The following is a 20,094-nucleotide window of genomic DNA, read 5'->3' as shown; positions in this document are numbered from 1 at the left end:
CTTTCAATATATTTCTTATTTTCCCATAAAGAAGGATTTTCTCTCTGTAGTGATCCATTGCTCCAAGTCGTCTTGGCTACGTCGGACAAGTCGATTTACTAAAACATCGTGCCATACATAATCCTCTAGTAAGTATATATGAACGGGGTCATCTGTATAAAAAGCAATATTACGCTCTTCAATTGATGGTCCGTAAATCATCTCTTTAGAATCTATCGATAAAATAAACCAATGTTCTGTAGAGAGGGTTTCTGTATAAGGTGTGATACGATGAGCTTCTAGATTTTTAATTGGATTTTCAACATGTAAGGTAATACCTTGTACTGAAACTTTATCAGCTACCTCACATAGTTCCTCTTTTAACGCTTCATACATCTCATCCCACATTGAAATGACAATACGTTGTTCTGCTTTTTTTATTAATGCCTGACAATAGCTAAGTATTGTTTTGTTGTCTTTTAAAGTAATGACTCGATTATCCGTTTTTTCCTCGGAAGTTTCGAGTTTTTTTAATGAATCACTGATTCCTTCATAAGTAGACTGCCATTCTGATTGAGCTTTCTGTAAAAAGATTTCAACAGGTAGAGGTGAATAGCGAGTGGTGTCATTTATTTCTTCTTTCATGACAATTCCTTTTTCTACAAGGTTACCTAAAATCTCATAAATTCGTGCTCTTGGGACACCTGAATCCTTACTCACTTGGTAGGCTGTAGCAGGCCCCTGTTTTACAAGAGATACATAAGATTTAGCTTCATATTCATTAAAACCAATTTTTTTAAGCTGTTGTACTATGTAGTCCACTTTCTCGTCCTCCGATGTTTGCTTTTATATTTCAACGTTACAATAACTCTTTACATTTAGCAAATTGATAGTTACTATTACAATAGTGACTAAAGGGGGAGGCTACTAATATGGATTTTTATTTAGACCCATCTGTATTAATGATTTTGATTGTTTTTGGATTTGTTGCCGCATTTATTGATTCAGTTGTAGGTGGTGGTGGACTCATTGCTTTACCAGCTTTATTATTTACAGGGCTGAATCCAGCAAGTGCAGTAGCCACGAATAAATTAGCATCAACAATGGGGAGTGCAACTAGTAATATTGTGTTTTATCGTTCTGGTAATCTTGATTTGAAATCGGCTTTAAAATTATTTCCAATCACTTTCATAGGCTCTATAGTAGGTGCATGGACCGTTCATTTAATGAACCCAGAAGTACTGAAGCCATTGATGCTGATAATGCTTGGTGCAGTCGCTATTTATACAATATTTAAAAAGGATTGGGGTAGTATTTCTACTCATAAGAAATTATCTGGTCGACACGTCATTATTTTTACCTTTTTTATTTTTACAATTGGTTTTTATGATGGATTTCTAGGGCCTGGCACAGGTTCGTTTTTAATGTTTGCTCTTTTATTTATTGGGTATGATTTTTTAAAAGCAGCAGGTAATGCGAAGTTTCTTAATTTAGGAAGTAATGTTGGTGCATTGTTGATATTTATGTATGTGGGGCAAGTAAACTATGCGTATGGTTTTATAATGGGGATTGCTCAAATTGCTGGAGGAGTCGTTGGCTCCAAATTCGCTATAAAAAAAGGAAGCGGGTATGTTCGTGCTCTTTTCATTACAGTAACTTGTTTATTGTTAGCGAAAAATCTGTATGACTATGTGCAGTAAATAATGTAGAAAAGGTTAACTATGCAGGCTACATAAATATAATAATTCTTTGTAACATGTTTTAGATGCTATCTTATTCGAAGATAGCATCTAAAAAAATTAAGGTAAGAGGGTGAAAATAATATAAACTCATATTTTTCTGGGGTATGTTTATTGATTATAGTGAAATGTTTACTCTATATTCCTCTTATAATTAAGCCTCAACAATCCCTTAAAATCCACCTCAGCAATCAACACACTGACTAATATAAGTGTCGCGCCTAAGTATCCTTTTCCTGTGAGCGTTTCACCTGTGAAAACGAAAGCGAAGCCTGCGGAAAAGACAGGTTCTAATGAGAAAATAAGCCCTGTATGTGTAGGCGTCGTGTATTGCTGGGCGATTACTTGCACGATGAATGCGACTGCGGTGCAGAATATGCTTAAGGCTAGGATGATTAGCCATGAGTTGGTTGTGCTAGGCAGTTTTGGCGTTTCGATAATGAATGAAAAAATAAGACTAAATAGGCCGACGAAACCGAGTTGTATGACTCCAAGTGCAATGGAGTTCACATGTTTCGTTACGCTTCCAGTAATGATGACGTGAATGGCATAAAATAAGGCAGACAGTATGCAAAATATATCGCCGTTACCGATCTTGAATTCGCTAGTTAATGTTAATAAGCCGATTCCTATTATCGTTAAAATGATTCCTACTATAACTTTCTTTTCCGGAATGTGTTTTAAAAATATAGCTGATAAGATCGGAATGAAGATGACTGTGAGACATAGTAAGAAACCAGCGTTAGAAACACTCGTGTACTTTGTGCCGAAAGTCGCGAAAATGTAAACGATAAATAAGACAGAAGCGAGTATAAATGCATATTTTACAGTTTTAAAATCGACTTTGAATAAATGTTTGTAAAATATTAAACCTGATAAAAGAAAGGCAATGATAAATCGTAATGCGATTAAGTTGTATTCTTCTATGCCTTCAAGTCCAACCTTTGTAAGTAAGATGGATGCACCCCAAAAGAATGTAACTAGTAGTAGTCCTAAATCCGCTTTTAATTGTAGTTTCATTTCTATTCCCTCGTTATGTATAAATTTTACCCCGCATTAACGGGCAGTAAGACTCCCACCTCAAAATTCGGCTGGAGCAAAGAAGTTAGGTGAGAGATCAACTGCCCGTAAATGCCCGATTGGTTCAACTAATAATCAGTGGGGGATGAACAAAACCCCCACTGATGAAAGTTCCACTTTATAATCCCATACCCCTATCCCCATTCTTCATTTTAATATTAATTCTGAATATTTGTAACTTAAATTTATCGACGTTTTTCCCCGCATTATAACGGGCTGTAAAACTCCCACCTCAAAATTCGGTTTTAACAAAGAAGTTAGGTGGGAGTCGGGCTGCCCGTAAATGTCCGATTAGTTGAACTTTACCCAATAAGAAAGAGGCTGTTTTATAATCCGGTTCAATCGGTTTATAAAACAGCCTCTTTTCATTTAAAAGTTCCTATCTAGCAACAACCCAAGTTGCTCCGCGACAACTTCCGGCGGATCAGGAAGTCCTTTCATAAAGTATGTTTCCACAACTCCTACAATAGCGTATCCGAAGAAGGTAATGATCATGTCTTCACTAAATCCTTTGTTTACACCTTCTTTAATATCTATGTCATCTTTTATTTGTTCGATGATGTAATCGAAGAAGTGTTTGCGGAAAGCGGAAGCTCCTTTTCCTGCTAGCATCGTTGAGAAGAAGAAGTAGTGCTGTTCCATGTTTTCGAACCAAGCGATGCAAGCTTCTCTAAAGCTTAAATCATGGAGGGGAGCGCACAGTGTTTTTAGCGCTTCGATACGTTCTACAACGAGTTTGTCGAGTAAATCATATTTATCTAGATAATGAAGGTAGAATGTTCTATTTCCGACGTCCGCCGTGGTGCAAATGTCCTTTACTGTAATTTTATCAAATCCTTTTTCGGCCATGAGTTCAATAAAAGCATTTTTGATTGCTTCTTTTGATTTAATAATCCTTCGATCGACTTTTTCCATTGTGTCACCAAACTTTCTTTATAGTTAATACACAATTTTTATGGATGTGTGTATTAATGCGTGAATTCACTAAAATTGACGTTTGAAAACATCTCTTTTTCATTTTATATTATACACACGGGAGAGATAATACATCAACGTGCATTAATTCTTCCGAGTATCATTTCTTAATGAAAGAGGGGGATGCAGTCACATTTCGTGCTCTAAGTAACTTTCTTCAAAAGAACAAATAACAAAATAATGACAATTTTATATATGAAAAACAACGAGAAAGAGGTTAATTATGAATCCGAAATATAACAACTTATTTGAAGCATTTACATTTAAATCTGGCGTTACTCTGAAAAATAAAGTCGTGATGGCGCCGATGACAACTTGGGCAGGTAATGATGATTATACGATTTCAGATGAAGAAGTAACGTATTACAAAAAGAGAGTGAACGGAGTCGGGCTTGTGATTACGGGATGTACACACGTACAGGCGAACGGGATCGCTTTTACTAATGAGTTTGCAGGTTATGACGATATGTTTATCCCAAGTTTACGCAAATTAGCGGATGCGGCTAAGAGCGGCGGAGCTCCGGCTATTCTTCAAATTTTCCATGCAGGGAACAAAGCGTTACCTGATTTTACGCCAGGCGGGGATGTAGTGAGTGCAAGTGCTTTAGAAACAGAAGCTTCTCCGTTTGCACCATCTGTATTACCGAGAGAACTTTCGCACGATGAAATTTTAGAAGTGATTCGTGATTTTGGAGAAACGACGCGAAGAGCAATTGAAGCTGGTTTTGACGGCGTTGAAATTCATGGTGCGCACGGATTTTTACTACAAAACTTCTTCTCACCATTCTTTAATAGACGTGAAGATGAGTGGGGCGGTTCTTTAGAAAATCGCTTACGTTTCCCGCTAGCAGTCGTTCGTGAAATTCAAGCTGTTATTAAAAAGCACGCGAAGAAGCCGTTCGCGTTAGGATACAGATTTTCACCTGACGAACCGCAAGAAGGTGCTTTAAGAATGAAAGATACGTATGAGTTAATCAATCATCTGATTGAAGCGGACGTTGACTATGTTCACGCTTCATTAGCGAGTGCTCTTACTGCAAAACCAGTGGATAGTCAGGACGAGAAAACGTACCTTGAGTTAATCGCCGAGCATGTAAACGGCAGAATTCCGTTAATGGCCGCTGGTTCTATGCTAACGCCAGATGATGTTTCGTTAGCGCTAGAAAAAGGAATCACACTTGCGGCAATCGGCCACGGGTTAATTATGAATCCAGACTGGGTAGAGAAAGTGCAGGACGGAAAAGAAGATGAAATTCAAGTATCAATTAAGAAATCAACAGTAAGTGAACTGGAGCTTCCAGAAAAGCTGTGGAATGTTATTCAGGCTTCAGGACCATGGTTTAACATCGAAGATTAATTATGAAAATGTATTAATAAAAACGAATATGAAATGGAGAGGTTAATATGAAAAAGCAAGTAACGTTTAAAAAATATAATTTGAACATGGCTGGTAATCTTCATGTACCAAACGAAATGGATGATAACAAGAAATACCCAGTTCTTATCGTTTTACATCCGGGTGGTGGAGTGAAAGAACAAACAGCGGGCCTTTATGCTCAAAAGTTAGCGGATGAAGGGTATGTCGCGTTAGCATTTGATGCGGCTTATCAAGGGGAAAGTGAAGGGCTACCTCGCTATCTTGATGATCCAACATCTAGAGTAGAAGATGTGCGCGCGGCGGTAGATTACGTAACGACACTTCCTTTCGTTGATTCAGAGCGAATTGGTGTAGTTGGTATTTGCGCTGGTGGTGGTTATGCGATACGTACAGCGCAAACGGAACGTCGTATTAAAGCGGTTGTAGGAATTAGCGCAGCAGATATGGGAAGAACGTTCCGCGAAGGCTGGAATGGTGATGCTCCAATATCGAATGCAATTGAGACGCTTGATGCAGTTGCAAAACAACGTACTGCTGAAGCAAATGGTGCGGATCCGATGTATCTTTCTTACGTACCACATGAAATTGATGAAAATACAGATTCAGAAACAGCTGAAGGATATGAATATTACAGAACAGCTAGAGCGCAGCATCCGAATTCAGTAAATAAACTGCTGTTTTCAAGCTTTGATAAAATTTTAGCGTTTACGGCAATCGATGAAAAAATGAGCTCTTTATTAACACAACCACTTCTATTAGTTGCAGGAAGTAAAGCAGGAACACTTTGGCAAAGTAAAGAAGCATATGAATTAGCGAACGAACCGAAAGAATTAGTTGTTTTGGAAGGTGGATCTCACTTTGATCTGTACGATATTCCTGAGTATGTCGATCAAGCTGTAGTGAAGGCAACGGAGTTCCTTGGAAAACATTTATAATTTGATTCTCACGAGGCAGTAGAAACATTTTCTACTGCCTTATAAAAAATAGGAAAGGGAGTTATGACTATGACGAACGTATTAATTGTTGGGGCAAACGGACAAATTGCGCGTTATGCGATTGATATATTCTTAAATGAAACGCACGTAAAGTTAACATTATATTTACGAAATGCATATCGAGTACAGCAATACGCTTCTGATCGTGTACGTATTGTGGAAGGTGACGTTTTAAATCGTGCAACGTTACAAGAGGCGATGGTAAATCAAGATGTAGTGTATGCTAATTTAGCTGGTGATGATTTAGAAGAGCAGGCAAAAACGGTTGTGAATGTGATGGAAGAGATGGAAGTAAAACGTCTTATTTTTATTAGCACGCTCGGCATTTATGATGAAGTGCCAGGAGAGTTTGGGAAATGGAATAACCGTACGATTGGTCAATATTTAGGACCGTACCGAAAAGCTGTTGATGTAATCGAGGCTTCAAATCTTGCATACACCGTATTACGACCAGCGTGGTTAACGGATTATGATGAAGTGGAATATGAAATTACAGAAAAAGGTGAGCCGTATAAAGGAACGGAAGTGTCACGTAAAAGTGTTGCGGCTTTCGTTGTGAAGTTGGCACAGTCACCTGATTTACACGTTGGCGGAAACTTAGGTGTAAATAAACCGAATACAGACGGTGATAAACCAGCCTTTTTATCCGGCAGTAATGGGCAGTAAAACGCCCACCTCAAAATTCGGCTGGAACAAAGAAGTTAGGTAGAGTCGAATTTTGAGGTGGGCTAATAATGAGTATAATCCATACCACATTAGAGTTGTAATGTCGTATTTTGAGAGTATATGGGCAATAACACTGATGATAAGTAATCAAAGATTACGTAGAATCTCCAACCCTGTTCTTGTTAAATTAATCCCTGCTCTACCTCTTTTTATTTGCACATACCCTTTCATTTTTAGGAAGTTCAATCGGTGTCTCACTTGTGCTTCAGATAAATTTATTGCGACTTCTTGGCTCTTTTCAGAAATAATTCTTCTTCCGATTGCTTTTCCTTTTTCTTCATAATTCATGATGAGGGTAAGGATGAAAAGTGATTCTTGATCAAGAGCGTTTGAACTTGAAGAAAGGGGTGATATACCCTCGACCTGATCACTATCTGTTTTCCTATGTGGAGGCTTTTGAAAATAATGTTGATTAGGCAAGTCATTTTTTGTTATTTGGTTTCCGGTACGGACAGCAAGCATGTAATCTATCGTATTTTTAAGTTCTCTTACATTTCCGTACCATGGATATCCTTGCAGTTCTTCAATTAATTCTTGTTCGATTTTAACTTTAGGGTCCGATAGCGCAACAAAATGTTTAGCCAATAATTCAATGTCATTTCGACGAGTTCTTAATTCGGGAAGGTGTATAAAGAGTACTTTAAGCCTATGGTATAAATCTTCTCTAAACACATTTTCTTGAATCATTTTCAGTAAATCTTTATTGGTTGCTGCAATAATCCGAACGTCTATCGGGATAATTTGGCTTCCGCCAACGCGCATGATCTCTTTTTCCTGCAATACTCGAAGTAGTCGTGCTTGAAGTTTCAGGCTAATATCTCCAATCTCATCTAAAAAAATAGTGCCACCATTTGCTTGTTCAAATAACCCCATTTTCCCGCCCTTTTTGGCTCCGGTAAACGCTCCGTCTTCATAACCAAATAATTCACTCTCGACTAAATCATCCGATAAAGCACTGAAGTTAACAGCAAGAAAAGGGCCGCTATTTCGCTTGGAAGCATTATGGATAGCGCTTGCAAAAAGCTCTTTTCCAGTGCCACTTTCACCCTCAATTAATACAGTTAGATCCGTCTTAGCTAACCTTTTGGCAATTTGTTTCGTGTCTTGAATAGTAGAGCTAATCCCAACGATATTATGGAAGTTGTATTTTGCTACATATCCTTTTTTGACAAATTCTTTTCTCAATTTCCGTTCAAATCCGATGGTCTTAAGAGCATTTCTAAAAGTAACAATAATTGATTGATCATTTATATGTAGACGTTCCACTATTACATCCAAGCCGTTTACAACAAATATCCCGCTTTCTTGTTGCTTATCTGAAAGGATGAAGTTCACTAAATCGATATTATCAATAATGGCATCAATTGGATGACCAATAGCGTTTTTACTTTTTATTTTCAGCATGCTTTCCAGGAATTCATTAAAGACAACAATTCTTCCTTCATAATCAATAGCTAGTATGCCATCACCAACACCATCAATAACTTGATGAAGTTGTCGATGAGCTTTAGCTAAATTCTTTGTTAAATCTACTATTTTTCGATAGTATCTTTCAGAAACGTGGTTACCTGATTCTTCCATTAAATGAAATCGATCTAGAATGGACATGATTGTCGTAATATCTATTAATCTATGACCAATATTAATTACTTTTTCTACAAAGTCAGGGATAATTTCAAGTTCGCCAGGTGTAATTGCGAGCTTGATCATTTGTATATTCGTTTTTCCAGGATAGTATGGGAAATATTCAATGTGGTTCAGCCCCAATTGACGCATCGTTTCAATCGATTCGTATACTGTTTCATGATTATCATTCACATATAGGGCTTGTGTTCCTTCTGGTAAAAATAAAAGCTGGTCCACGTTTTCATAATTTAATGTTCGTTTTGCTATTATTACTTCGCAGTTTTCCCCAATAAAGTCTTTCACCGTTTCTATAGTAAACGTATTAGGTAATACAATTAATGTAGAATGAAATACTTTTGGAATACTTTCTTCTACAGAAAAACTTTCGATATCTATGAGGTCACCTACCATCTCCGTTAGTTGTTGATGTAGGGCTTTTCGTGTTTCTTTTAAAACGGTGATCAATACAATGTGGTTGGTTTCAAATTTGTTCATAGAGCACCTCTTTAGTTGAATGTAATTGGTCTAAAGTTGGTTATTAATTGGTTATTATGTAACCAATTAATAACCAATTATAATACATTTCAACATAGTAAACACCGATAAAACGACAAAATATTTAAAAATATGTAAATAATCACTTTAATTTCAATGTTGGCACGATATTTGCTTATATCAATGGTGTGTAAAGAAATAATGAAATGAGTAGAGTCATAATTTACATATTCATTCTTTACCACTTGCTAGAAAAGGGAGGTTAAGAGTATACAATTTCAGCAGAGAAAGACAACGAAACCATTTAAATTATGAGGTGAGAGAAAATGAAACCACTAATAGGTGTTACGGGGTATTATATTGATCATAGTGAAATAGGGAAGGAGGGCTTACGAGGGCTACCAGGTCAAGATATGGCTATCTTTTCTTACGACTACATCCGTTCACTTCAACGAGCAGGTGCAACGGTTGTTCTACTTCCAATTGAGGAAGTTGATCAAATTGAGTCCACACTTAATCAATTAGATGGATTGTTATTGGCTGGTGGCGCGGACATCAATCCAGTTTATTACGGTGATATTCCAAAATCGTATATAGGTACTGTAGAGGAAGAACGAGATAATTTTGAATTAAATCTGGCAAAGCAGGCTTTAGAAAAAGATATTCCTATTCTAGGAATTTGCCGAGGATTACAGGTGTTAAATGTTGCAGCTGGTGGATCTCTTTATCAAGACTTAGAGCACGAGATGGGACCAGAATATTTCCATGTTCGAGAACAGTTCCGTAAATGGCAAGGCTCTCATTCTGTAGATCTTTTGGAAGAGGGAAAAATTTATGAGGCTATTGGCCAAAAATCTTTAATGGTTAATTCTTTTCACCATCAAGCAGTGAAAACATTAGGAAAAGATTTTGAGGCAAGCGCATGGTCCTTTGATGGTGTAATAGAGGCTATTGAATCGAAGGCTCATCGTTATGTAGCAGCGGTTCAATGGCATCCAGAAATGATGTCGGAAAAGGATGCTCTACAGCAACGTTTATTTAACCAATTTGTAAATGAAATTAGTAAAAAGGTAGTTAAATCATAGCGTGTTATAGGTAAAAGAATTGATGGATGGCTTGGTACGTCATGGTAGTGGGGAAGCCAGACTGCCGGCTGCCAATTGGTGTGGGTTAATAATCATTGGGGGATGAACACCCCCCAATGATTAAAGTTTCACTTTATTGCAAAGGGGATTGGTATATGAGTCAAGTATCAGAAAAGGCAGTTTCATTCGAGCCAGAAGAAAAAAAGGAAAAAAAAGAATGGAAAATAAACGTATTTGCAATGTTACTTGTCTTGTTAGTTATTGCGGCTGTGATTACACATATATTGCCAGCAGGAAAATATGAACAGATTGAAAAAAATGGGTATACAACAGTAGATCCAAATTCATTTAAATGGATTGAATCAACGCCACTTGGATTTTTTGATACGGTAAAATCTATTCCTACAGGGATGGTAGAAGCTGCTAATATTATCTTTTTTATTCTTATTATCGGAGGGTTTTTTGGTGTATTAAAGGCATCCGGCACAGTTGAGGCTCTTGTTTCAACGATGGCAAAAAAACTTGCTAACCGTGAAAAGTTAATGATTCCTATTATCATGCTGTTCTTTGCACTTGGCGGGTCATTAATGGGAATGGCTGAGGAAGCTTTAGTGTATGTACCTCTATTTATTCCGCTAGCTCTTGCGGTTGGATTTGATACGATAACAGGAACTGCGATGGTACTAGTAGGAGCGTCCGTCGGATTTACAACGGCAATTATGAATCCGTTTACAGTTGGGCTTGCGCAAGGGATAGCGGGTCTTCCTATGTATTCGGGGATGGGGTTCCGCCTCGTTTTATTCGTAGTCATATATGTAATTGCGGTTACATTCGTCTATCGTCATGCTATGAAAGTAAAGAGGGATCCTGCAAGCGGAATTTACGGGAAATTCGATACAAATAAGCAAGACAGCTTACTAACAGCGAAAGTAGAGTTAACAAAAAGACATAAATGGATATTAACGGCCTTTTTAATCAATTATATTATTCTTGTATTTGGTGTTATTAAGTACGAGTGGTATATAAAAGAAATTGCAGCCTTATTTATTATTTTAACTATAATCATTGCAATCCTCGGCAAGATATCTCTTGATGATACTGTAGAATCTTTTACACAAGGATCGGCATCTTTAATCGGGGGAGCTTTAATCATTGGTGTATCACGCGCTATTTTAGTTGTATTGAATCAAGGGCATATTATAGACCCGCTACTGTATCAAGTATCGGAAGAAATGAAACATGTATCTCCTTTTTTAAGTGTTGTTGGAATGTACAACTTCCAAGTAGCGATTCATTTTATTTTAGCATCAGGTAGTGGCCATGCGATGTTGACAATGCCTATCATGGCACCACTTGCAGATTTATTGGACATTACACGCCAAACAGCCGTATTATCCTTTTCATTCGCGGATGGTATTGGAAATATTATTTTTCCGACAGGTGGTACGCTAATGGCTGGATTAGCAATTGCAGGAATTTCATGGACAAGGTGGGCAAGGTGGATTCTTCCTTTAATTCTAATTGAATACTCAATCGGTTTAATAGCAGTTATAATTGCTCATCTTATTGGTTATGGTCCATCTTAATAAAAGATAGATATGCTTTCACTTATAGAAAGTTCGAATTTGAAGAAAATCGCTAAATAATGGTGATAGAAAAGCCCGGTTTAGAAGGGCTTTTTTTTTTATGTAAAATTTCATTTGTTTACATAATATCTTTACAATCATTTGATGAAATATATGTAACTGCATATTGTGAGGGTGGATGGTTATCCCTTCTTTTTATTCGGAAGGAAAGGAGGTGATAATATGGAGTTTTTGATTGATCTTGTAAAAGGGTTTCTGAAAGCGACTGTGCGCGAAGTTTCAGTGTATTTTTTGCGGAAGCAACTTCTGGATAAGGACAACAAAAAAACCACTCTGCGCCGTCACAAGCAAAAGGGTGGGTTCCGCAAAAAGAAATAGCTTATAATAACCACCACCCTAAGCGGTAGCAGTTAGGGAAGAGATGTGAGCGCATCTCTTCTTTTTATTATATGCCATTTTATTTGATGTCATATTTATATAGTATTCTACGGAAAATATATCATATTCCTATTTTGTGGTCAATTTGATTGCATGATTGAAAACGTGTAGTCTTATTCCTCTTCAAACTGAAAAATATCCCGGTTAATAAGTTGGTGGAGATACTTATCCATTTCAGCAGCAGAAACGCTTCTTTCATTTTGAAACCACCATGCGCTTAATGAGGTGATTGCCCCTGAATAAAATTCAATGATTAAATCATTTGGCATCGTATGATTTTTGCGCAGTTGATGTAACGCTTCTATTTCTTGTTTTCTCGTTTCGTGACTTAAATACTGTGTCCGGTTAATAAATTGTTCATCAGACATTTGCGTTTCTAATATTTTACCAATTTCTTCATGGTGTAGAAATTGTTCCATTACTTGAAATGGTTTACTTAATCGATCTGAAACCGGTATTTCACCAATCATCTTGCTGTATCGTTTAAATCCAAAGGCTAATAAAGCATCTTTATCTTCAAAGTGTTTATAAAAGGTTGTTCGGTGTACCATCGCGCGGTCACATATTTGGTTAATCGTGATTGTACTATATTTCTGTTTTGATTGCGTCATTAATTCAAATAAGGAATCCCATAGTAATTTATGTGTACGTCTAATACGTAAATCAAGTGGTTTTTCATTATCGTTCATCTACAATTCTCCTTTTTTGTAGATTAAATATACAGGGGCTGAAAATTGATTCTCCCTTTTTAATCTACATATGTATATTATATTACATGTGTTCAGGTATATTTAAATTTTTTTTAGTAAGAAACAGGAGGAGAATTTGTACATGAATATGACAACTAAGAGCCCTACAAGTGGCAAAGTTGATACTTCTAATTTGAAACATACCCCCATTTTAATTGCATTACTTTTAGGGGCAATGGTTGCATTATTAAACGAAACGTTACTTGGTAATGCGTTAACAGTATTAATGAAAGAATTTGGTGTAACAGCTTCAACGATTCAATGGCTTTCTACAGCTTACATGTTAGTAGTTGGTGTTTTAGTCCCAATTACAGCATTACTTCAGCAATGGCTCACAACGAGACAAATGTTTTTAATCGCTATGGTAACGTTTTTAGCTGGTACATTAATTGCGGGATTTGCGCCGACATTTTCCGTTTTATTAGTTGGCCGTATCGTCCAAGCAGTAGCGACAGGATTAATTTCACCGTTATTAATGAATACGATTTTAATTATTTGTCCGCCTGAAAAACGTGGTGCCACAATGGGATTAATCGCACTTGTGATGATGGCAGCTCCAGCAATTGGTCCTACATTATCTGGAGTAATCGTCGACTCCCTAAATTGGCGCTGGTTATTCTATATTGTTATTCCTGTCGTGATCATTTCAATTATGATTGGAATGAAGTACATTCAAAATGTTTCAGAGTTAACAAGGCCAAAAGTAGATTATCCATCTATCCTTTTATCGACATTAGGATTTGGCGGACTTGTGTATAGCTTTAGTGCATCAGGTGATTTAGGATGGTCCGATGCAAAAGTGTATGGCACTTTAATTGTTGGGCTTATCTCATTATGTATTTTTGTCGTTCGACAATTAAAAATTGAGAATCCAATTTTAGAATTACGCGCATTTAAAGTTCCGATGTTTACATTATCAGTTGGATTAATCGTCATTGTGATGATGTCGTTATTTTCAACGATGACGTTATTACCGATGTTCCTGCAAACAGTTTTACTCGTTACAGCCTTTAAATCAGGAATCATCATGCTTCCGGGAAGTGTTATTAGTGCCATCATGGGACCAATCGCAGGTAAACTATTTGATAAATTTAGTCCGAAAGTTATTATCGTTCCCGGCATTGTATTAGTAGGGATAGCAATGTTCTTATTTAAAGGCATTACTCCTGATACATCAATAGTGCAAATTATTGTTATGCATAGCGTATTAATGGTTGGACTCATGTTTGTTATGACGGCACAAACATACGGCTTAAATCAGTTAACACCAGATTTATACCCGCACGGAACAGCGTTGTTTAATACACTGCAACAAGTAGCTGGCGCAATTGGTACGGCTATCTTTATTTCGAAAATGTCTTCAGGAACAGCTAACTATATGGAAAGCTCCGCAAATCCAATGGACCCAGTAGAGAAGTTAAATGGTTTAACATCTGGATTCCAAGGTGCATTTGCACTAGGGTTAGTCTTTATCATTGTTGCATGTATCGTATCGCTGTTTTTAAGAGAAGAGAAAAAGGGAGTAGAAGTAAAGGGGGTTTTAAAGAACGAAAATTAAGGTTTATATAAAAAGACATCTTTACGATTAAAGATGTCTTTTTATATTTCTTTCGTAATAATAGTTCAAACAGCCGAGGAAAAGGTGGTGTATGTATTGTCTGTTTTTTAGTATGAATAACTATTGAGAATAACGATGCAAAGCCTTACTAATAACTAAAAGTCCAATAATGAGGGAAAGTGTTCTTATAATAAGTTCTGCAACTAATAAGTCACCCATCGTTTTAGTGACATCATACATAGTCCCTGTAATGATAATAGGTGCGATCATAATGATAATTCCAATTCCTATTTGAAGAAGTAAATTCACGTTTTTACTCAAGATAATCACCTCCAAAAAATATTACAAAACAAGAACATGGAAATTTCTGTATTATATATTTATTATACTGTATCGAATTAAGGTTATGGTAATGTTTCTAAAATAAAAAGGAGATGTCACATAGTCAAAAAATGACTCTTGGGACATCTCCTTTAAAGTAGTTGAAATTAAAGATGCTTCAATAATGTATCGATCTGGGGCGTCACCAATGTAGATAAAAGGGTAACAGGTTGTTAATGTTAGCGTTGGTTTATCTTTTTCCACAATGATAGTTCGATCTTCTGCGTCTGTTATCCAATGTTTGTTCATCTTACATTTCTTCCGTAACATCATATTTTAGCAACTGCCCCTGATCATAAAACCTCTCAAAAATAAGCCCCATTACATAAAAGAATACTAGCCCGAAACCAATATGAATGAGTGTAAAAGTAGCTCCAAATGAAGAAAATTCATACACGAGAATTGGCAATTTCGCAGTTGTCCAAACGCCTAAGAAAAATACGATGTACCGAATACTTGCGCCTTTTTGTAAGAGTAGTGCTGCAATTGGAAAGGCAACGTAGAGAGGACCAGCTGCAATGCCGCCTAATAATAGAGAGAATAAGATTCCGTATATACCGGATTTTTCGCCCATGTATTTCATGAGCGTTTCTTTCTTCACCCATTGATCAAGTAATCCTACAAATATTAGGACAGGGGGAAGGAGAAACAACATATCTAAAATGCTATTTCCTGTTAATTGTAATGCGCTCCATCCTAAAGATTGATTTATAAAAGTTAATACAAAGAGTCCCAGTAATAAAATGAAAAAGAAGCGATATCTTTTTAATTCCTTCATACCATCACCACCCAAATGATATAGGAGAATAGCAGAGACATGAGTAATGCAGATGCATTACGCGCGTAAGCAAAGCTTCGTCCGAATATCTTTTGTTCCATCGGTAAGGTTGTAAGTCCTACTGACATGAGTGTAGACATAAGTGCCGCAACTTGAGGAAGGCCTGCGCCGTGTTGGATTAACGTATTACCAAGTGGGAATACGACGAAGCTTGGAATAAGTGCAACGGAGCCGAGTATTGCTGAATAAACAATGCCGATAAACCCTGATTGCTCCCCAATAATAGAAGAGATGAAAGACGGCGTTAATATAGAAAGCGATAAGCCAACGAAAAGCATGATGGAGAGCATCGCAGGTAGAAGATTGCGAAACATTTTCCACGACTTCATTAGAGCTTTTTTCGTCTTCGTGCGGTCCTTCATAAAAGAAATCCACGTAAGAATAATGGCTAAAGTGTAAAGAATCACGCCGTTAATCATGGTCGGAATCCTTTAAGTCCTTATATTTGTCTATGAAAAAGGATAAGTTCTTCATTTTTTCTTCAATGTCCATTTGAAAGTCTGCCAATTGTTCCTTTCCAGCAGGCGTAATTTTGTACATCTTTCTCGGTTTGTCTTGATGATCTGTACTTACGTAAGATTCGATTGCACCTTCGTTTTCTAACTTTTTTAGCGTGCGATATAAAATGGCGCTATCGATTGGATTGACGGGAAGTTCTTCTTCGCACTTTTGTAGTAATTGCCCGCCATAGTTATCTCCTTCAGCTAGAAATAACAAAAGAAATGCACCTGTATGTCTTCCTGTATGTTTCATGGATATACCTCCTAGAATGAATTAGGATTTATACTGTTAATGACAGTATACTGTTGTTAACAGTATACTGTGCATGAAGTACTATGTCAATTTTAAAATGTGCGAATGCGAAGGGGCTGTACATCTAAAAACATAAAAAAAAGACACTCTCAAGAGTGCCTTCCTTTAGCAGCCGAATCCGCCGCCCCAACAGCTAGCTCCAACGATGATTAATAAAATAAAGAGTACAACTAGTAAAGCGAAACCGCCGCCGAAACCGCAGCCTCCACCACAACTACCTCCATAGCCCATATTAACTCCTCCTTCCATAAAGACCATTAATTAATGGATTTAATTTACTTTATGTTTTTACGGATAAACTTGAGCAGGTCCTTTTGAAAAATAAAAAGAGCTTAGATTTTAAAAGAGTTGACGACCTTATTTTTGTCACGGGTATTATGCTGATGACATATTCTATTTTATTCTGTGTATTGGGGGAAGGAGGATCTTTATGGCCAATTCTGAAATGATTTTACGATTACTTACGGATTTAAAGATTGAACAGCAAGCTTTAAAAGAGCAGTTGGAAAAAATACAAACAGCTGTGACTACTCTTGAAGAAAAATCAGCGATTGTGGAAGAGAAACCAACGACTATTGAAGAAAAACCAGCTGTTGCTGCTGCAAAGCAAAGAGCTCATTCTGGACACCCAACATCTTTTCGTGCTTGGAGAGCAGCTGCTCAAAGGAATTCATAAAAATATAAGAAAAGAAGACATCAATTAAGATGTCTTCTTTTGCTTGTACAATCCAAATGCGATAAGAAGGTATATATCCATATTGCTTTAAAACTAAGAAGAAAATAACGATTGTCGACTCCTTTTTTAGTATAGCATGTAATAGTAAATATTTTTATGTAATGTTGCATATATATGAATTATATGATGTTGTGTTGTATATATTTTAGGTGTCTGGTGCGGAAACAGAACTTACCGCTTCACCGGCTTTATTATTGGCTGAAATGGAAGAGCAAAATACAAATAAGTGTGTAGCTTCAGCATTACTTGACGTTTACTTAAATAGTAGGTAACAAAGTTAGCTTAGGGAAAAAAGATTAATATATGTACAGGAATAATATTTCTAATTATAATTTTAAGATGGAAGTATTCGTAGTATATGGGGGAATAACAACCAGTGAATAAAAAGGCAACAATTAAAATAGGGGCATTGTTTACAATTTTATTAATGGTATTTGTTTTTTATGGGTATAAGAGTTTAAATAGTTTTTTAGTCTGGAATGAACTCGGTGATGTACAGATGATTTCAAGCGATAAAGAGGTTAAAAACGGTATATACTTTGTAAGGGGAGAGATATATTCTGAACATGTAACAGGGGATGAAACGCTACTTGCTGATGGGTATGCGGTAGTGAATCGAATTCAAAAGAAAAAAACGACATATTATACACAGACTTCTGCACCCAATCGTTCGTTATGGAGTAACGGCCAAGTAACAGCTTTTTATAATGAACCAATACATATTGGAAATAAAGAATTGAAATTAATAAATAAAGAAAATATGTCTCTTGAAACTCCATTTATGGAATTAAATAGTCAGAATGTCATTTCAACAAGAATAAATGATATTCAGGCGAATACTACAAAGTTAGCAGATGGAAAAAAACGCTTTTATTCATTTAGAGCAGTAGAAAATAAAGAAAATGTAGTTGTACTTGGATTAGTAGAGGGAAAGGTAATAAAAGAATTACCTAGTAGATATGGAAAATTTGTTTATATGGGAAATACTAAGGAGCAAATTATAGATAGCTTAAAGAATAGTAATAACAAAAATTGGATATATTTCGTAGTGCTTCTTATACTAACTAGTATTAGTGGACTTGTATTTTATATGTATGGGAAAGGAAAATGGACAAAAGATGTTTTTGTTTTTACATTTTTCGGACGGAAGATAAATTAAAGAGGATGCATCTTTGCATCCTCTTTAAAAATTCATATGAGTTCTTTTCGTAAGGAAAGTTCTTCTTCATTCTCATATCCAGTAAATAAAATTTCTTCAATTTGTATATAATCAAAAAAAACATTATAATCTTTTGAAAGGTTACCATAAGGGTAAAGGCAACCAACATAATCCCAAATTTTTTTTCGTTAGATTGTTGTTGTTTTCTTCCATAAATCATAACCTTTTGTTCTAGTCCATAAATTGTAATAACAGTTCCAATTGGAAGGAATTCTTTTGTATTCTCCATTACAAATGATAATTTAGTATAGACGATGAACTGGTAGCATCTGTTTTTGAGACAAGACCAATTTGAGTAGCACAACACTATTTTTATAGAATTCAATATACATTTCTCATTCTTTATTTAATAGGTATCTATTCATAAAAAAATTTACATGTAAAAAGTTGTTTGAAAATGCAATTCATTCTACTCAACAATCGGGCCATATCCTTGAATAATGGGTTAAACTAGCAGTTGACCTCGTAGTTTATGGTCTGTTATATTTATACAAACACTAAAAGGATAGGTGAAGAAGTTCGGCATAGCAGAAGTTTGATTTTCGTGAACTTTGTTATGACTGGAAAAGAGTAAATAAATCAATTTGAAGCAAACTGAAATACGCATTTTTATGTGTTTATTCGGTATGCCCATTTGATTTTTTTACTCTACGGACTTGTTCTCTTTTTTAACCGCAGAGTAAAGCTCTGCGGTTTTTTTGTGTTTAAAAATTTTTAGGAGGAAGTTTTTATGAATAATTTATTAAATCAATTGCAGGTACCTTCACGATTTGAACAAACTGATAATGTTTTTTGGCAAGATCCTTATATTGCTAAAAAATTATTAGAGGTTCATTTAAGCTCTGATACTGAAGGAGCTAGTAGGAGTTTTCAGTTTATTGATAAATCTATTGAATTTATCCAACAAATAGCTCCCAAAAAATATTGTCAAAAAGTACTAGACTTAGGTTGTGGCCCAGGTCTGTATAGTGAGCGATTAGCTAGAAAAGGTTATACAGTAACAGGGATAGACTTCTCTGAAAACTCAATTCGTTATGCTAAAGAACAAGCAAAAAAGTTAGATTATGATATTGAATATCGTTATGAAAATTATTTGGAATTAAATGATTCAAATATCTATGACTTGGCCCTATTGATATATTGTGATTATGGTGCTCTTGCGCCTGGAAATCGTAGTAAATTACTTTTCAACATTTGGAACAGTCTGAAGGATGGTGGAAAGTTGTTATTGGATGTTTTCTCTCAAAATAAATTTGATCAGTTCAAGGAAGAACAATATTGGAGTATGAATGAAAATGGTGGTTTCTGGTCAAAGGATTGCTATTTAGCTATCGGTAGAAATCTCAAATATCCTGATAGAGTAACATTAGAACAAACAACAGTGGTAACCGATGATAAAATAGAAACTTACAACATTTGGTATCAATTCTTCACAAAAGAATTATTCATCAAAGAGGTAACTGCTGTAGGGTTTACTGTAAAAGAAATTTACGATGATGTTTCTGGTGAAACTGGCAACGGAGGAAGTCAAACTATAGCCTTATTGTTAGAAAAATAAGGTTAAATCGAACAAAGAGAAAGAAATATATGTTATAAATTTTTTCAAAAAGCAATATTTTTTCTTTTCAACAAACGGCAGCTATTGTTGGATAAAACTTAGATTTTTAAATGGCTTTATTATTATATTTTTTAGTGTAG

21 protein-coding genes and 2 pseudogenes are annotated in these 20,094 nt (G+C 35.9%); 11 read left to right on the top strand and 12 right to left on the bottom strand.

Going from position 1 to position 20,094, the window contains the following annotated elements; translation table 11 throughout:
* Positions 1-15 precede the first annotated feature (15 nt).
* On the bottom strand, positions 16-801 hold the full coding sequence (locus tag AC1DMU_RS17845) for a TrmB family transcriptional regulator (RefSeq protein WP_088062186.1): 786 nt from the start codon (positions 799-801) through the stop codon (positions 16-18).
* A gap of 110 nt (positions 802-911) precedes the next feature.
* On the opposite strand from AC1DMU_RS17845, the gene AC1DMU_RS17840 reads away from it, so the two are divergent.
* The gene (locus tag AC1DMU_RS17840; RefSeq protein ID WP_088062188.1) at positions 912-1,679 is read left to right on the top strand and encodes a TSUP family transporter; all 768 of its coding nucleotides are present in this window, start codon (positions 912-914) and stop codon (positions 1,677-1,679) included.
* Between the two features lie 171 nt (positions 1,680-1,850).
* Here AC1DMU_RS17840 and AC1DMU_RS17835 read toward each other — a convergent pair whose 3' ends face one another.
* Positions 1,851-2,738, bottom strand: coding sequence for a DMT family transporter (locus AC1DMU_RS17835; protein WP_088062190.1), 888 nt, complete (start codon positions 2,736-2,738; stop codon positions 1,851-1,853).
* 429 nt (positions 2,739-3,167) lie between these two features.
* Complete coding sequence (locus tag AC1DMU_RS17830; protein WP_073518933.1) at positions 3,168-3,713, bottom strand: TetR/AcrR family transcriptional regulator; 546 nt, start codon at positions 3,711-3,713, stop codon at positions 3,168-3,170.
* A gap of 283 nt (positions 3,714-3,996) precedes the next feature.
* Here AC1DMU_RS17830 and AC1DMU_RS17825 point away from each other — a divergent pair, with 283 nt between their 5' ends.
* From AC1DMU_RS17825 to AC1DMU_RS17815, 3 genes are all read left to right on the top strand, one after another.
* The gene (locus AC1DMU_RS17825; RefSeq protein ID WP_088062193.1) at positions 3,997-5,130 is read left to right on the top strand and encodes an NADH-dependent flavin oxidoreductase; all 1,134 of its coding nucleotides are present in this window, start codon (positions 3,997-3,999) and stop codon (positions 5,128-5,130) included.
* Between the two features lie 47 nt (positions 5,131-5,177).
* Positions 5,178-6,086 carry an alpha/beta hydrolase gene (locus tag AC1DMU_RS17820; RefSeq protein WP_088062194.1) on the top strand — a complete coding sequence of 303 codons (909 nt, stop codon included), beginning with the start codon at positions 5,178-5,180 and terminating at the stop codon, positions 6,084-6,086.
* Between the two features lie 69 nt (positions 6,087-6,155).
* Positions 6,156-6,812, top strand: a complete 657-nt coding sequence (locus AC1DMU_RS17815; RefSeq protein WP_088062196.1) for an SDR family oxidoreductase — start codon at positions 6,156-6,158, stop codon at positions 6,810-6,812.
* A gap of 147 nt (positions 6,813-6,959) precedes the next feature.
* Here the strand turns inward: AC1DMU_RS17815 and AC1DMU_RS17810 are convergent, their stop codons facing one another.
* On the bottom strand, positions 6,960-8,993 hold the full coding sequence (locus AC1DMU_RS17810; RefSeq protein ID WP_088062198.1) for a sigma 54-interacting transcriptional regulator: 2,034 nt from the start codon (positions 8,991-8,993) through the stop codon (positions 6,960-6,962).
* A gap of 326 nt (positions 8,994-9,319) precedes the next feature.
* Between AC1DMU_RS17810 and AC1DMU_RS17805 the strand changes: the two genes are divergently transcribed.
* The 3 genes from AC1DMU_RS17805 (at position 9,320) to AC1DMU_RS17795 (ending at position 12,042) form a co-directional block, all read left to right on the top strand.
* Entirely contained in the window at positions 9,320-10,078 is a 759-nt protein-coding gene (locus AC1DMU_RS17805) for a gamma-glutamyl-gamma-aminobutyrate hydrolase family protein (protein ID WP_087948031.1), read from the top strand.
* A 155-nt stretch (positions 10,079-10,233) separates the two neighbouring features.
* Positions 10,234-11,664, top strand: coding sequence for a YfcC family protein (locus AC1DMU_RS17800; protein WP_088062200.1), 1,431 nt, complete (start codon positions 10,234-10,236; stop codon positions 11,662-11,664).
* 222 nt (positions 11,665-11,886) lie between these two features.
* Positions 11,887-12,042: a hypothetical protein gene (locus AC1DMU_RS17795; RefSeq protein ID WP_088062202.1), complete on the top strand. Its 156-nt coding sequence runs from the start codon at positions 11,887-11,889 to the stop codon at positions 12,040-12,042.
* Between the two features lie 173 nt (positions 12,043-12,215).
* Here AC1DMU_RS17795 and AC1DMU_RS17790 read toward each other — a convergent pair whose 3' ends face one another.
* Complete coding sequence (locus AC1DMU_RS17790; protein WP_088062204.1) at positions 12,216-12,791, bottom strand: TetR/AcrR family transcriptional regulator; 576 nt, start codon at positions 12,789-12,791, stop codon at positions 12,216-12,218.
* A gap of 142 nt (positions 12,792-12,933) precedes the next feature.
* On the opposite strand from AC1DMU_RS17790, the gene AC1DMU_RS17785 reads away from it, so the two are divergent.
* Positions 12,934-14,409 (top strand): MDR family MFS transporter, encoded by a 1,476-nt coding sequence (locus tag AC1DMU_RS17785; RefSeq protein WP_088062207.1) that lies wholly within the window; start codon positions 12,934-12,936, stop codon positions 14,407-14,409.
* 120 nt (positions 14,410-14,529) lie between these two features.
* Here AC1DMU_RS17785 and AC1DMU_RS17780 read toward each other — a convergent pair whose 3' ends face one another.
* The 6 genes and pseudogenes from AC1DMU_RS17780 to AC1DMU_RS17755 form a co-directional block, all read right to left on the bottom strand.
* Positions 14,530-14,730, bottom strand: coding sequence for a hypothetical protein (locus tag AC1DMU_RS17780; protein WP_088062209.1), 201 nt, complete (start codon positions 14,728-14,730; stop codon positions 14,530-14,532).
* 162 nt (positions 14,731-14,892) lie between these two features.
* Positions 14,893-15,042: pseudogene (locus AC1DMU_RS17775) on the bottom strand (sortase domain-containing protein); the annotation flags it as partial.
* Entirely contained in the window at positions 15,041-15,568 is a 528-nt protein-coding gene (locus AC1DMU_RS17770; RefSeq protein WP_215559000.1) for a permease, read from the bottom strand. The gene AC1DMU_RS17770 and the pseudogene AC1DMU_RS17775, both read right to left, overlap by 2 nt.
* The gene (locus tag AC1DMU_RS17765) at positions 15,565-16,047 is read right to left on the bottom strand and encodes a hypothetical protein (protein ID WP_087985706.1); all 483 of its coding nucleotides are present in this window, start codon (positions 16,045-16,047) and stop codon (positions 15,565-15,567) included. The genes AC1DMU_RS17770 and AC1DMU_RS17765 overlap by 4 nt, the downstream gene beginning before the upstream one ends.
* Positions 16,040-16,381, bottom strand: a complete 342-nt coding sequence (locus tag AC1DMU_RS17760) for a PadR family transcriptional regulator (RefSeq protein ID WP_000683186.1) — start codon at positions 16,379-16,381, stop codon at positions 16,040-16,042. The genes AC1DMU_RS17765 and AC1DMU_RS17760 overlap by 8 nt, the downstream gene beginning before the upstream one ends.
* A gap of 165 nt (positions 16,382-16,546) precedes the next feature.
* The gene (locus AC1DMU_RS17755) at positions 16,547-16,672 is read right to left on the bottom strand and encodes a YjcZ family sporulation protein (protein ID WP_000540377.1); all 126 of its coding nucleotides are present in this window, start codon (positions 16,670-16,672) and stop codon (positions 16,547-16,549) included.
* A 199-nt stretch (positions 16,673-16,871) separates the two neighbouring features.
* On the opposite strand from AC1DMU_RS17755, the gene AC1DMU_RS17750 reads away from it, so the two are divergent.
* On the top strand, positions 16,872-17,117 hold the full coding sequence (locus tag AC1DMU_RS17750; protein ID WP_088062215.1) for a hypothetical protein: 246 nt from the start codon (positions 16,872-16,874) through the stop codon (positions 17,115-17,117).
* A 436-nt stretch (positions 17,118-17,553) separates the two neighbouring features.
* The gene (locus AC1DMU_RS17745) at positions 17,554-18,336 is read left to right on the top strand and encodes a hypothetical protein (protein ID WP_088062217.1); all 783 of its coding nucleotides are present in this window, start codon (positions 17,554-17,556) and stop codon (positions 18,334-18,336) included.
* A 32-nt stretch (positions 18,337-18,368) separates the two neighbouring features.
* Here the strand turns inward: AC1DMU_RS17745 and AC1DMU_RS17740 are convergent.
* Positions 18,369-18,625 (bottom strand): annotated as a pseudogene (locus AC1DMU_RS17740) (DUF4176 domain-containing protein).
* A 501-nt stretch (positions 18,626-19,126) separates the two neighbouring features.
* On the opposite strand from AC1DMU_RS17740, the gene AC1DMU_RS17735 reads away from it, so the two are divergent.
* Positions 19,127-19,954 carry a class I SAM-dependent methyltransferase gene (locus tag AC1DMU_RS17735; RefSeq protein WP_088062219.1) on the top strand — a complete coding sequence of 276 codons (828 nt, stop codon included), beginning with the start codon at positions 19,127-19,129 and terminating at the stop codon, positions 19,952-19,954.
* Positions 19,955-20,094 lie beyond the last annotated feature (140 nt).

The sequence above is a fragment of the Bacillus sp. 01N45 genome, from assembly GCF_056399205.1.
Note: the sequence above shows the minus strand (reverse complement) of the source record. Positions and strands in the feature narration are given on the sequence as shown.